Source organism: Vibrio sp. QJM3NY_15 (assembly GCF_057785995.1).
Map to the genome: position 1 here is coordinate 1990568 of NZ_CM173517.1, position 14083 is coordinate 2004650.

The following is a 14083-nucleotide window of genomic DNA, read 5'->3' on the forward strand; positions in this document are numbered from 1 at the left end:
TTAACTAATGAACAGCAAAGCCAGCCAAACCTTGACCAAACCTTCATTACTTAACCTGTCTCTTCGGGTTAAGTTGATGTTGGCGATCATGGCGGTTTTGCTGTTTTCCATCACTTTAAATGCTACGTTAAACTATTTCAATTTCGAGAAAAGACTCACTGAAACCTCAGATTCTATCTATGAGATTGTGTTGGAAGAAACACATAACGATATCAACCAAGCCATCAGTTTGGGCTTACCTCTCTCAGCTATATCCAACATCCAAAGTATGCTGGACCGTCGTTTAAAAATCGTTGACGGTATTACCGCCTTGGTGGTCGTCTCTAGTTCTGGCGAACGACTATTTAGTACCGGAGAGGGAAATAAAGAACATGACCGTCAGCTATCGCTCGACATCACTAACTCCTTTGGTTTAGTCGAAGGCCAAGTAAAGCTCTACTATTCCACAACGCTGTTAGAGCAACAGAAAACTTTCTTGCTCAAGCTCCAGTTTCTCTATTCGGCAATTTGGATACTACTCTCTTGCTTGATTGCCTTTATCGCCTTGAAGTACCTATTGAAAGGTATTGTAGGCCGAGTAAAAGGCGCAACTGCAATATTTGAATCCGCTACCGATTCGGATGAATTGCTACCAACGATTACCCAAGCTCACAAGGCGCTGCAATCACCTAACTCATTGTCTAAGTTTGAGAAGTTAAAAAATAAGCACTTTCCTGTTTTCATTATCTCACTTGCTATCCTTCTAACGATCATTGCTAACCTTGGGGTTTCGTATCAATCGCTAGACAAGTTTTCACAGATTTACGAGGTTAAGCTCGAACAAAAGTCCAACCTGATTGGCGACTCGTTAAATCAGATGATTAAAGGGTTACTCGATAAAGGCGTTCCTGACGACAAGCTGCACGGCTTAGAAGAGGAGTTTGCTTTCTTCGTTGATCACCATAGCGAAATTCTCTCGATTAACTTTGAAGGACAGTCAGGCTCTTCCTATCGCTACCCTGAAGAACAAGTTGTGCACCCTTCTATTCGAGAATCGACGTTCTCACTCAACAACAGTCATACGATTCAATTGAACGTCACCACAGACAATAATTTGATCATCAACCTACTCAAAGAAAGCGTCATGGACATGATTACCGTGTTGGTTGCCTCTTGCCTTGTGGTGGCCGAAATCATTCTGTTCATGTGCAATTTCATGATCATTTCGCCTTGGAACCAAGTAAAGAAAGTGTTCATGTTGGTGAACCGAGACATCGTTAATCACTTGGCGAAGATCTCTACGCGCGATGAAATTGGCAAACTGCTTAACCTCACCAACCATGCGATCATTAGGCTCAATCCTAATCAGCCATCTCAAGATATCGACAAACAAGACTTTCGATTCATTCGCTTGCCGCTGTTTTTATTGGTGTTCTCAGAAGCGTCTTCGTTGGCCTTTTTCCCTAGGTTCGTCTCTTCGCTAGAAAACACAACCGGTTGGATACCTGAAAACCTAGTCACTAGCTTACCCATATCCCTATTCATGCTTTGCTGGGCCATCTCGCTGCCGTTTGCTGGTTATTGGTCAGACAAAGTAGGTAGAAGACATTCGTTAATGACTGGGGGGCTAATCACTTGTGTCGGTTTAATCGCGACAGCTTTCGTTCAATCTTTAGAATTCTTGCTGATAGCGCGCGCTTTCACGGCTGTCGGCTACGGTATCGTGTTCATTTCGGCGCAAGGCTATGTCTCAGATACCACCAATGATTCTAATCGCACCAAAGGCATGGCGACTTTCTTGTCATCATTCTTCTCTGGCTCTTTATGTGGTGCAGCTATCGGAGGAATCTTAGCGGAGAAACTTGGGTACTCAGAAACGTTTATGCTCGCAGGATTACTAGCAACTCTCAGTGTATTGCTTGTGTATGTGTTTTTTGAAAAATCAAACACCGGAAACTCAAGCAAGCCCGTCAAATTAAAAGATTTCAAGCTGCTGTTAAGTAACAAGTACTTTGCCTTGATCACGATATTCAGCGCCATACCAGCAAAGATCGTACTCACCGGTTTCCTTTACTATATCTGCCCTGTTTATCTCCAATTCCTTGGCGAAAGTAGCTCTGTATCTGGGCGTGTGATTATGGCTTATGGCCTCGCGATCATTCTAATTTCACCATTGAGTGCCATTTTGGTCGACAAACTCAAAAACAAAATGGCCTTTATTTTTATTGGCGGATTACTTTCGTCCCTTGCCTTGCTCAACTTCTATTTTTTCCAAGGCACGTTAGGGTTGCTACTTATTGTGATTATTATTGGTATCGCACACGGCATCTGTGTTTCTCCTCAAATCCCTTTAGTCATCGACCTACTTTCTGGGCAAGGGATCGAGAAAGGCAAAATCATCGGTATTTTCAGACTTACCGAACGTATTGGTAATATCGCAGGGCCTATGTTAGCTGGGGTATGTTTAAGTATCTTCGGTTACGACCAAACCATTCTTATATTTGGCGCGTCATTACTTGCAAGTTCCTTTAGCTTAATTGTCTTTTTCTCAATATTTCTGAAGTCTGATAAACAGAAGCTAGGGGTTCAATCATGAGATTTATAGTGTTCGTCCTTAGCTTTATTTTAATAACCCCACTTTCCTTTGCTAAAAGTGACGAAAAACATGTCATTCTTTTATTATGGAGAGGGGTAACCGATGCCGAGCAAGGCTTCATGGATTATCTATCGCAGCATGTTGATGTGCGGTTTACCATTCTCGATGCGAATAGGGATAAAGCACAGCTCAAACAACACATTCAAGATCTAGAATATAAAGATGCCGATCTCATTTATTCCTTTGGTACGACTATCACCTTGAATTTACTAGGGACTTATACAGAACCCAGCGAATTTAGAATGAATAACTCGACGCCTGTTGTGTTCAGTATTGTCACCGATCCAGTGGGTTCTAAGTTGATTGCTGATTTATCTTCAGACGATAGAAATTTTACCGGTGTATCGCACATCGTACCCCATGAAATACAATTTAAAGCGATAGAAAAACTCAATAACATTTCAAGCCTTGGGGTTATATATAACGCTGACGAAAATAATTCGATTATCACCGCAAATAAAATGATGGAGTTATCGGAAATTTATAACAAGCGTGTTATGTTGTACCCACTAAACATTGATAAAAGCAAGTCAAACAGCGACTTAATTAACCTCACGATAAACAATATGAAACGTGATGGTGTCGATATGGCTTATTTACCACCTGATTCATACATCATCACCCAAGGAGGGGAAGTCGTATCAGGGCTACATTCGAAAGGTATCCCCACATTTTCGGCAACCGAAAGCCCAATAAGAAACCATAAGGCCTTATTTGGTATTGTTAGCCGCTACTACAATGTTGGTCAATTTGCTGGATACAAAGCGAAGAACATATTGAAAGGAACTCAAAAAGCTTCAGACATTCCTATAGAGTCACTTAGCCAATATTCCTATATTGTTAATATCGAAGCCGCTCATAAGCTCGACTATTACCCGCCAGTGTCAATATTGAAAATTTCTGAAGTGATAGGACACTCTAATGATGTTAACTAGAGCCTCAACCATCAGATTATCGTTACTCACCCTACTCATCTCGACGTTTTGGTCGATGAGTGCTTCTGCTCAGGTAAAAACTGGGCCATCTCGCCTAATGCTTACCACGCAAGATTGGCCGCCGTACCAAACCTATGAAAACGCCTCAATGCAAGGAATCGCATTAGACAAGGTTAAATGCGCCTTAGGCATGATGGGACAACCTTATCAGCTTACAATGACCACTTGGTCTGACGCACAGCTGCGTGTTCATAGTGGCAGCCAACACGGTTTCTTCGTTGCAACCAAAACCTCAGAACGTGACGAATACGCTACGCTCTCAGCGCCTATCGCGAAACAAACTTTAAATTGGTATTTTGGTCCAGGAGTGGAGCCGAAGGTTGATGAATTGTCAAAATTAAACCTTAACTTTTCTGCCAAATTTGGCTCAAACAAATGGTTTTGGCTAAAACGTAATGGATTTAACGTCGTTAAGCAGCCACGAGATGCTAAAGTATTACTAAGACTTTTAAAACAAAGGGAAATTGATGTTGTTTTAGAGGATGAGTTGGTCTTTAAAAGAGAACTGGATAAAGCCTCTTTACCACTCGATTACTTCAATTCGACGAACTTAGATACCAAGGATATGGGGGTCTACTTCTCGAATCGATTCCTTAAAACCTATTCAGGTTTCTTAGACAGTTTTAACTCAGCCATATCCAAGTGCAAGGAGTAGCCATTGTCCATCAGTGTCCACATGATTTCTGTACCTGCTGAAGAGGTCGTATCCTCTAGAGTGACGTATCTGCCCGAAAGTGGCGGAAGCTTAGGTCGTTCTCCATCATGTGATATTGCGCTACCCGATCAAACGAAATGGATCTCAAGAACTCACTGCCAGCTTTACCCAACAGACCGCGGTTACGTGATTAAAGACATCAGTAACAATGGAGTGTCGTTAAACGACAAGTCGCTGGCAAAAGAGAAAGAGTACGTCATTACCGATGGTGACATCATCAAACTGGGTGGCTACACACTACTGGTGAGCCTATTAAGTGACCCGAAAATGAGCGCGACCAATAACACCACACAGGATGAAACTTTTATAGAACCTTTCAACTTAAAACTCGATGACAGCGACACAGACTTTTTAGATGACGCACCACAAGTCTCGACTGTTAAGAAAACCTCAAACTTCTCTTCGAAGAATGTATTGAGTGACGACCCCTTCTCGTCTGATCCTTTTGAAGACTTAGATGACGACAAAGTCGTGCCCAACATTGAAGTGGACGAAATCGCTCATGGCGATAGCAACGTTCTCTCTTCTACTGAATTAGAGTACTTACCGGTTAATGTTGAGAACAATACCCGTATTGAAGAGTCTATCGACAAACTCATTACGTTAACTGAAAAGAACCAGCAGTACTTACAGAACCCACAGCTACAACAAAAAGCACTGTTCGACGCGTTGGAACAGACGGTTGATCAGTTCTTAAATGAGTTTGCACCAAAGCAACTTGAGAACCAGTTTAGCGAGTACGTAAGTAACGGCATTTTTACCAACAAAGATAAGAAGTATTGGAAGATCTACAGAAAACACTTCCAACACCGCCAAGACAACGGAGATTTCAGACGCCAGTTCAAAGCGCTGTTTATGGAGAACATGCAGAAGCAAAGTGAGGAAAGAGAATGAAACGTCTCATACTCTTATCCCTTTGTTTACTGATCGCAGCATGTTCTTCATCAGATCCGGCTCCTGTGGTCACTCAATACTCGTTGACCGTTAAAGCGGATGCGACAGTCAACCAATACAATGACGACCAAGCTAATCCAGTAGTGGTTAGGCTTTATCAATTAACGGACCAACAACTGTTCAAGCAACTTCCGTTTATTGATTTATACAACAATGACTTGCAGTTATTGGCAGCCAACCTAGTTTCAAAACAGGTATTACCCATTGTACTGCCTAGCTCAGAACAAAAGCTGACGTTAGATATCAATAAGAACACTCAATACATTGCAGCACTGGTCGAATTCGCTGATTACCAGAATAGCACCACCAAGACCGTTTTGATGATGCCTTCCGACCCAGAGCAAACCTTAGAGTTAACGATTACAGGGAAGAAAGCAGAGTTAGCCGTGATACAGCCTGACTCCAGCTGGTGGCAAATCTTTTAATAAAAAAGCCAATATATAAAAATAATAGAAAAGGATTTTACGTGGACGCTTTCAAAAAAGTAGTTTGGCAAGAAGGGATGTTTATTGCGCCTCAGCACTTTCAGCAACAAGACCGCTACGTGCAAAACTACATTCGTCAGAACATCGAAACACTGGCTGGTTTTGCCCCTTTCTTTGGCATCACCGAATTAGTGCTGAACCACGATCTATTGAAGATCGGTAAGTTGTCTATTCCAAGCTGTTCTGGCGTGTTCCCCGATGGAACCCAATTCAATCTCAAGCAAGAGATCGTCGTCGACATACCTAAAGGCACCATTGAAACCATCGTTTACCTTGCTCTGCCAATCTCTTTGCAAGGCAACAATGACTACAGTGAAGACGGTCAAGAACAGAGCCGCTACATCACCCGCTCAATCAACGTCTTCGACACATCTACCTCTGAAAATGCCAGTGTTGAAGTTGATGTCGCACAGCTTAATATCGGTCTCAAGTTTGTTGGAGAAGACACGTCTGGATTCACCCTGATTCCCGTCGCTAAGATCTTAGAAATCAGTGATTCCGATGAAGTGATGCTTGATAGAGCTTTTATTCCAGCCTGCTTACATTACGGCGCTTCAACGCTGCTTAGCGAACGAGCCAAAGAAATTCATGCGCTGGTCAGTAACCGAGCTCAGAACCTTCTTAAACGCATCGAGGCTGGCCAAGGGCAAAAAAGTCCTCAGTCTATGATGCAAGATTTCCTGTGGCTTCAAACGCTCAACACTTGGCTACCGTGGTTTGAATTAACCATCAGTAACACCAAGTACCCAACGCACGAACTGTATTCAAAGTTAAAACAGTTTGAAGCCCAAGTTATGGCGTTAACACCGGCGATTCCAGATGAGTGCCAACCTTTAAAATATGACAAGCTCTACGACAATTTTAACCCGCTATTTTCGAGCCTGAGAAACTTACTCACGCTGGTTCAGCAAGATTCAGTCATCGAGTTCAAATGGGACATTTCACTGTTTGAGAAACGCCGTTTACTTCGCACGTTGATCAAAGACCCTAGCAGCGTTTACAACCGTCGTTTCGTTCTGAGTGTTAAGTCTGACATCAGCAGTACAGAGCTAAATGAACTGTTCCCTATTTCCGCGAAGCTCAGCAGTAACAACAAGATTGTGGAACTCGTTCGTAGCTCGCTGTCTGGCATTTCGTTAACGCCACTTCCGATCGCACCGAGTGAGCTGAAACCGATGCAAGGTGTAGCTTATTTTGAAGTCGATACCAAAGACCGGAATTGGTTGGATATGCTCGATACACGTGATGCGATTGCGCTGCACGTCGACGCTCGCATACCCGCTCTCGAAGTCGTTCTATACGCGTTGAGATAATGGCCATGGATTATTTAGACGAAGAAACACTTGTCATAGATAAAGCATCAAAAGGCTCTGCGAATACAGAGTCTGACCAAGCTTTCTCTAAATTAGTTGCGGTGCACTCCACCAGCACCCAAGAAGAGTTTCTGCGTCACTTTGATAAGGCAGAGAATCAACTGATCAACATCAGTAGTGATTTACTGACCAAAACACTCAAGATCTCAACGCTGTCTGAACCCGAAGATTTAACCGTTTTCCGCGAGCAGTTTATTCAAGGCATTAACGATATAAAAGCTCAAGCCACTGAGCTTACCTACCCTATTGCCGTTATCGATAAACTTTGCTTTTTGTATGCCGTAGTCATCGATGAGTTCATCATCTACACCGAATGGGGAGAAAAACGCGGCTGGGAAAACAAAACACTGCTTAGCGAACTGTTTGGCATGCGTAATGGTGGTGAACTCTTCTTCTCTGTTGCTGAAAAAGCCGCAAGACAGCCACACAAACTGATCGATCTTCTGGAGATTATCTACCTCTTCATCAATATTGGATTCAAAGGCCAATATCGTGAAGGCGGCGCTGAACAGTTAAAAGCATTCGTCCACCAACTAGAACAAACCATCAGTCAATATCGTACCGCCAGTGGTGTTCACTGCCGCACGAAGGTAAAGCTACCTGACGTAAGAAAACCGACAAGACGTAAGCGTTACTTCATTACTAGCTTGTTTTTCTTTTGTTTGATAGCAACCAGTATTGGTTTAACAGAGTTCTGGTACAACAAAACACACGCACAGCGATCGCGTGATTTCACCTTTTTGCCGAACTTTAGCCAACGCTACGTTCTATCTGGAGAAATCAAAGACATTGTTTTCATCAGCCAAGATAATGACTTGGAAAACCCCCCTCGTCACGCGAGTAAAGCTGACGCGGTAGAAGCCGAAAAAACGACTAACTTCACGCCAAGCTCAGCCAATTGGTTGGTTCAACTCGCGACGTTCTCAAATAAAAAGAATGCCCAAGCTTTCATCAAAAATCTCTCTCCGTCAGCTTATGAGCCAATAATCTCACCTTACAAGAAATACTATCGAGTGATATTAAGAGCCAACACCTCAGAAGAAGCGAGAACAGCCAAAGCTTGGTACGTAGAAAACGACCAAATAAATGCCATTATTGTTCGCACTTCTGCGCATGACTTAAACAAGGAAGAGTCTAACTGATTATGCCGGATGCCAAATCAAACAAGTCAGGCAACGTTAAGAAAACAGTAGGCATTTCTGCCCTAGCCTCTGTCGCCTTTTTTACCGTCGCCTCTAGCGTTATTTTGCTAACACCACTCAATGCTTATTTGGTGTGGGCACTGACCACTATCGCCATTATCTCTACGCTTATCGGCTTCATTTGCTATTGGGTGCTCATCAAACGCAGCGCAAAATCGCAACAAGAGTCTTTCGACAAAGAACTGATCCAGAAAAGAAAAAAGCAATTAGCAAACCATTTCAAGCGCATGATCAACGGGCAAAAACGCAAAACTCGCTTAACCAGCCGTTACGATCAACCGATTTATTTACTATTGAGTCAAAACCCAAACAAAGACAAAAGCATCATCACTCAAATGGGTTACGAAGCCTACAAGCTTGATGACTTCGGCAATGACATTGAATTCCCTGTTTTGTTTTGGGTTAGCGAGCATTCTATTTTGGTGTCGGTAAGTATGGGCGAAGACCAACATCCTGAATATCTAAAGACACTCACTCAATCACTCACCGAGTGGCGCCCGAGACAAGCTGCAAATGGTCTGTTACTCACTACTGATGTATCGTCGCTACTGGAAAATAATGAAAAAATAACGCAGCAAGCTGATGAGATAAAATCAACTATCAAGACATTTAATCAAGCATTCGGTGTCAGCCTACCGATTTATAACGTCATCTCCAATATGGGCAGCATCAGCGACTTTTGTCAGTTCTTCTCTGCTTTTGACGAATCAAAAAGGGATGAAGTATTCGGTGTCACAGCCCCTTACTCTGCACACGGTGGTATCGATGCGAACTGGTATAATGATGAATACGATCATTTAATCAGTGAGTTGATCGCTAACATGAGCAACGCATTGGCTGGCCAGCTGAATCAAGATTATCGAAATTCTATTGCTAGTGCGCCTTTCCAGTTTGGACTCTTGAAACAAAACCTTTGGCTGTTCCTCAATCGATTATACCGAGGTGAACAACTCAGTGATGCCCTGCAGTTCAGAGGCTTCTATTTCACTCATGACGGCCAAAGCTCTCCGCAATCAGACTTGCTAGCTAGCGCTGTATCTTTTTCTGTAGGTCACGAACACTATCAACAGAATGAGCAAATTCCTGTTAATCAGACCTTGTTTGCCCAATACCTCATGACACACGTGATCTTATCTGAACGCGAGTTGGTCGGCGTAAACAAGCGCAAAGAGAACACTTTGTTGGTTAACCAAGTACTGTTCACGCTCTCTTGGGTTGGCTTACTCGCGGCTGTGTTGTTGGTAATTAAATTCGACTTTGACTTCCAGAACCAACGCGAGACCAGAGCGGATGTGATGCTTGAGCGCTACAAAGAAGCGATATCTGCCTCACCTTATGACATCGAGAATATGGCCGATAACATTCCGAACCTGTTTTCACTACAGAGAATCTATAACCTCTACAATCAGCCCGAGCCTTGGTATAGCTTGCCGTTTATGCCGAACCCTAGCATCAAGAAAGAAGTGGAAGAGGCCTATTTCACAGAGCTACAACAGGTGCTTATCCCTTCGATGGAAAATACGATCGAGAAAGACCTGTTTGTATATGTAAACTTAGAAGATCAATCACAAACGCTGTCTCTGCTTAACAACTACCGTTTACTTTTCAGCAAAGACAGAACTAATGTCCAAGAGCTTAAAAACTACTACATTCGTACGCTGCAAGATCAAGGAGAGGCGGATAGCGTCAACATTGCTCAGCTTGAAGTACTGTTAAATGACATCTTTGCACGTAACTTGACGCCTATAAAATCGAATCATGACTTAGAGAGCCTCGCTAAGAAAGTGATTACCCAGACAGGTATTGAAACCCTGTTGTACGAACATATCCAAAGTTCTACGGCTTACGCAAAGCGGGTCGATATTCGTGGTGAGTTAGGTGATAATTTTGGCTCAGTACTCCAGTTCTCGCCAAGTTACGCCGGCTACTTAGTTCCTTATATCTACACACCGACAGGGTTTAACGAACTCGATTTATCGGTCAATTCCCCGACTCTTAAATCTGCATTGCAGTCTTATGAAGGCGTTGCTGGAGCTTACCCTAGCGCACTCGAGCTTCATCGAATCAGCAGAGAGTTAAAACAAACCTATCAGAATGATTACATTAACTATTGGCGTGATTTAGTTCGTAATGTCGAAGTCAAAGAAGTGGCCGGCCCGACACAACTAAAAAACACGTTAACGAGCCTGTCGCAAGCCAGTAATAATCCACTAGTCAGTTTGTACTCGACGATCGCCAAGTACACCTATGTAGAACTAGAAATACCAGCTAAGAATGACAAGGAACAAGATCCTGCAAGCATGCCGATTCAAGATCCTGATAAAAAAGAATCCGCTCGTCAGATATCTCTTAGTTTCCAAGCATACAAAAAACAGGTCTCTGCCAATGACCAAGGTAAGAAGCCCATCGACAACCTACTGACAGCATTCATCAACGCGAAAAAGTGGGGAGACAAGTTTTACGAGACCAAAGAGCCACAAAAGGTCGCCTTTGAAACACTGTCTGTGACGTTGCAAGCTGGTAATCCGATTGCGTCACTATCAAGCCTGTCCAACAATCATTTAGCTGTCGCTGAAGAGCTGATTAATAAGGTGGTACACCAGAGCAATGAGACGGTGATGTCGTTAGCTCACGATTACTTGAATACAGCGTGGTCAAAAGAAGTGTATCAACCTTACCAACAACGATTAGCTTCGTTTTATCCGTTCAACCGAAAATCCAAATCGGACGTGAGTGTTGCGGATGTTAAAGCCTTCTTCGTAACTAATGGCATCGTTGATAAATTCTCTCAAACTCGTCTAAATGGATTCATCAAGAACAATGACGAAGCACCCTACTTACCGGGATTACTACCCGGTACAGGGTTATCCATTACGCCTGAAGTTTGGACAATGATTGATAAGGCCGCTGATATAAAAAACGCCCTATTTTTAGCTGATCCATCGAACATTCTGATCAATTTCCAACTGAAAGCCGTCGATATGACACCAAACATCACGGAGTTTTCGATCATTTCGGATAAGCCTATCTTTACCTATCGTCATGGCCCAACACTATGGAGTCAACAATCATGGCAAGGTGACGCGAAGTTTATCGAGAAGTTAGGCATTCAACTTAATGCTCAGGATTCTACAATTGGCCAAAACACCGTAAAAGGGACATGGAGTTGGTTCCGCTTGTTTGAGCCAAACGTGAATTTTACATCCGCTCAAGATACTCAAGTTGAGTTTGTTTACGGTGACAGCAAGGTAAAACTGACCATCAAAACTCAAGGTCAGTCGAATCCGTTTGTTCCCGGTTTCTTCTCTGGATTCTCACTGCCAAGTGGTATTTGATAACGCATTTTCAAACAGCTCGTCTTGTCCATCAAGGCGAGCTCAAACTTCTGAGGATGATATATTCTCAAAAACGGACTTGAACGATAAAAAGCTTCTGCAAGTGTTCAAGGCTCATGGATACACTAACCTCTCTCGTTTAAGTTCACGGGTTTTCAAAGCCCAACATCCTAGTTGGGGGCTGGTTACGATAAAATCTGCTCAAGAGCTAAAACACCGTCATTTCTTAAAACAAGAGGCGGAGTTCCTGTATTCAAATACCAATTTCAATACCGACTCGAATAAAAAAGATATCTGGCCGAACTATTGTGATTACTTTTCTAGTCACAAGAGTGATTGTTTAGTTCTTTCTTACATGAATGGTAAAACACTGCTAGAGATACAAGCAGATTCAGATTTGGCGGAATGCTTACCCTCCCACTGGGTTCGTAATTTAGAAGCTACGATTAACCAAGTCCACACGTTAGGTTTCGTTCATAGTGATATTAAGCCATCCAACATTGTATTCAGCCCGCAAGGCCAAGCCCAACTCATTGATTTTGGATCTGTTACTAAGATAGGCACGAAACGCGAACAGCTTCGATTTGAGAGTTACACGCCTAGATACTCTAGACAGCACTTGGTCACTAGCAAGCTTGACGATTGGTTCGCTCTCGCGGTTATGTTAGAGGAATGGATAGATGATTCAGCCGTCCTGCCAAGTCGATATGAAATTCTATTGAAGCAAAACCGGAATACCGAACATACCAGCAGGTAACAAAAAAGCGGATGACTGATCATCCGCCTTTTACATTCATTTAAGCACATTACGTCTTCGTTTGGCCTCGGTGGTTAAATAATTCAGATAGCTTTATTATTCAGGTACTAGGAGCGATTCTAGTCCACCAGCCACCGTGGCCGCCAATGCTTTGGGAGCAAGGCTTTCTTTTACGCTCTCTTTAATTGTGGTGCCATTGAAGAGATTTTTGACCTGCTGTTTACGCACTGCCTTAGTAAACGCTTTTTCATCGGTTCCCGGAATAAAGTTCGGTTCGCCGCGCGCGGCATTTAACGCCTGCTTCACTCCCGGTTTATTACTCTCTAAAGCGATTTCGCTATTGGCAATAAACGCCTTAGCCTCTTCTTGCAATGTGGCATAAGCACTTAGAGTCGATTTCTGGAAAGATAACTTAATCACGGATGGGTCAGTGTTCACCTTACGGCCAAACTTACGCTTAATTCTTCGAGTTAAGCGAGTCCTCATATTCGGAGGTGGTGGCGTGATATCGGTAATTGAGAGAAAATTATATGGCGAACTATAACAAGGCATGCAAACCATGTAAGAAGCGATGACAGGGATCTCCTCCAGCTTCATTTTGAACCAGTCTCGGAAAAAGTTCGCGCCAATAACATCCCTCTTCTGATTAAGCATCACGCACTCTTGCTTAAACTTACGAAACTTACGCTCCATTACCCACTTGTCGTATAAACCGCGGAAAAAATTGAAGATAGAAAGAACGGCTTTAACAATACTAGTTACGGTAGCACCAATTCCTGAGCTGGCTAAGTTAATCGCGATTACACCACCATGAGCCAGTGCAATCATTGAATCTTCGATCGCAACAGCGCGAATCTCACCACGAATTTTATCAATAACATCAGCACCAACACGCGTCGTTGTCATTGAACTAAGGTGGCGAGTTTTATGATTATTAACCGCTTTACCCAGCGCCGAGTAAATTCGTGTTGCCGCTTCTTTGATGTCATCAATCGCAGGGGCTAGGTCGGCAAATATTCGTTTAACCAAACTAGGGATCATAGCGAGAATCTGAGCCTTAATATCATCCATCGCTATGGATGTAATACTCTTCGCATAGTCCAAGAATTTTTCTTTTATCTGTTCGGTTATGTTTTCAATCATACCAGCAAGGCTTGTTCCACTCCCTGTCACAGCCTCGGTAATGGTGCCCGTTAAGCTGTCAACTTCTGTTGCAGCGGCAACAGCAATTTTAACCTTATCAACTTTAGTCACACCCACCAAATCTGCATTCGCAAACAGCGATAGCATGTCTTTCTGAATGATGGTCAGCCCTGTATTCGGCATCGTACGTTCTCCCTGTAACAAGTCCACTTTAGATTTGAAAAGTTACTTGAACGACTAAGTACCTCTGAATTATTCAGTCTTAGCAAACTCGATCCTGAACTATTCAACCTTGATCGCACTACTACACAATCCATGTCGTTATTCTTTGTTAAATAAAGGTTAACATATAAAATATCTATTCATAGAAAGGGACTCCATTATTTCCTTTTAGATTCCAAAACCAATAATTAACCCTCCAGAAATCATGCATTTCCACCAAATTCCACTACGCTTTAATAGCATAGAACATAGCAATCTGATTAAATT

The 14083-nt window shown here is 42.9% G+C and carries 10 protein-coding genes; 9 read left to right on the forward strand and 1 reads right to left on the reverse strand.

The features are described from left to right. The first annotated feature begins 7 nt into the window (after nucleotides 1-7). From AC3CKG_RS09025 to AC3CKG_RS09065, 9 genes are all read left to right on the forward strand, one after another. The gene (locus AC3CKG_RS09025) at nucleotides 8-2575 is read left to right on the forward strand and encodes an MFS transporter (RefSeq protein WP_488528208.1); all 2568 of its coding nucleotides are present in this window, start codon (nucleotides 8-10) and stop codon (nucleotides 2573-2575) included. Next, entirely contained in the window at nucleotides 2572-3570 is a 999-nt protein-coding gene (locus tag AC3CKG_RS09030; protein WP_102277935.1) for an ABC transporter substrate-binding protein, read from the forward strand. The genes AC3CKG_RS09025 and AC3CKG_RS09030 overlap by 4 nt, the downstream gene beginning before the upstream one ends. Then, on the forward strand, nucleotides 3557-4285 hold the full coding sequence (locus AC3CKG_RS09035; protein ID WP_065104007.1) for a type 2 periplasmic-binding domain-containing protein: 729 nt from the start codon (nucleotides 3557-3559) through the stop codon (nucleotides 4283-4285). Before AC3CKG_RS09030 ends, AC3CKG_RS09035 begins: the two co-directional genes overlap by 14 nt. Nucleotides 4286-4288: 3 nt before the next feature. After that, entirely contained in the window at nucleotides 4289-5239 is a 951-nt protein-coding gene (locus tag AC3CKG_RS09040; RefSeq protein WP_065111258.1) for an FHA domain-containing protein, read from the forward strand. Further along, nucleotides 5236-5724: a type VI secretion system lipoprotein TssJ gene (tssJ, locus tag AC3CKG_RS09045; protein ID WP_065111257.1), complete on the forward strand. Its 489-nt coding sequence runs from the start codon at nucleotides 5236-5238 to the stop codon at nucleotides 5722-5724. Before AC3CKG_RS09040 ends, tssJ begins: the two co-directional genes overlap by 4 nt. Nucleotides 5725-5765: 41 nt before the next feature. Continuing rightward, entirely contained in the window at nucleotides 5766-7097 is a 1332-nt protein-coding gene (gene tssK, locus AC3CKG_RS09050; RefSeq protein WP_488528209.1) for a type VI secretion system baseplate subunit TssK, read from the forward strand. Between the two features lie 5 nt (nucleotides 7098-7102). Beyond that, nucleotides 7103-8299, forward strand: a complete 1197-nt coding sequence (gene icmH / locus AC3CKG_RS09055; protein WP_029223514.1) for a type IVB secretion system protein IcmH/DotU — start codon at nucleotides 7103-7105, stop codon at nucleotides 8297-8299. Nucleotides 8300-8301: 2 nt separating this feature from the next. Further along, nucleotides 8302-11694 carry a type VI secretion system membrane subunit TssM gene (gene tssM, locus AC3CKG_RS09060; RefSeq protein WP_488528210.1) on the forward strand — a complete coding sequence of 1131 codons (3393 nt, stop codon included), beginning with the start codon at nucleotides 8302-8304 and terminating at the stop codon, nucleotides 11692-11694. A gap of 79 nt (nucleotides 11695-11773) precedes the next feature. After that, a complete protein-coding gene (locus tag AC3CKG_RS09065; RefSeq protein ID WP_488528211.1) occupies nucleotides 11774-12451 on the forward strand; it encodes a protein kinase domain-containing protein in 678 nt (225 codons plus the stop codon). A 96-nt stretch (nucleotides 12452-12547) separates the two neighbouring features. Here AC3CKG_RS09065 and AC3CKG_RS09070 read toward each other — a convergent pair whose 3' ends face one another. Further along, a complete protein-coding gene (locus AC3CKG_RS09070; RefSeq protein ID WP_488528212.1) occupies nucleotides 12548-13777 on the reverse strand; it encodes a hypothetical protein in 1230 nt (409 codons plus the stop codon). Between the last annotated feature and the right edge of the window lie 306 nt (nucleotides 13778-14083).

Bases quoted from the DNA above. Each gene is read 5' to 3' on its own strand.
- tssJ (WP_065111257.1), top strand. From the start codon at position 5,236: ATGAAACGTCTCATACTCTTATCCCTTTGTTTACTGATCGCAGCATGT.
- AC3CKG_RS09025 (WP_488528208.1), top strand. From the start codon at position 8: ATGAACAGCAAAGCCAGCCAAACCTTGACCAAACCTTCATTACTTAAC.
- AC3CKG_RS09030 (WP_102277935.1), top strand. From the start codon at position 2,572: ATGAGATTTATAGTGTTCGTCCTTAGCTTTATTTTAATAACCCCACTT.
- AC3CKG_RS09070 (WP_488528212.1), bottom strand. From the start codon at position 13,777: ATGCCGAATACAGGGCTGACCATCATTCAGAAAGACATGCTATCGCTG.
- tssM (WP_488528210.1), top strand. From the start codon at position 8,302: ATGCCGGATGCCAAATCAAACAAGTCAGGCAACGTTAAGAAAACAGTA.
- icmH (WP_029223514.1), top strand. From the start codon at position 7,103: ATGGATTATTTAGACGAAGAAACACTTGTCATAGATAAAGCATCAAAA.
- AC3CKG_RS09035 (WP_065104007.1), top strand. From the start codon at position 3,557: ATGATGTTAACTAGAGCCTCAACCATCAGATTATCGTTACTCACCCTA.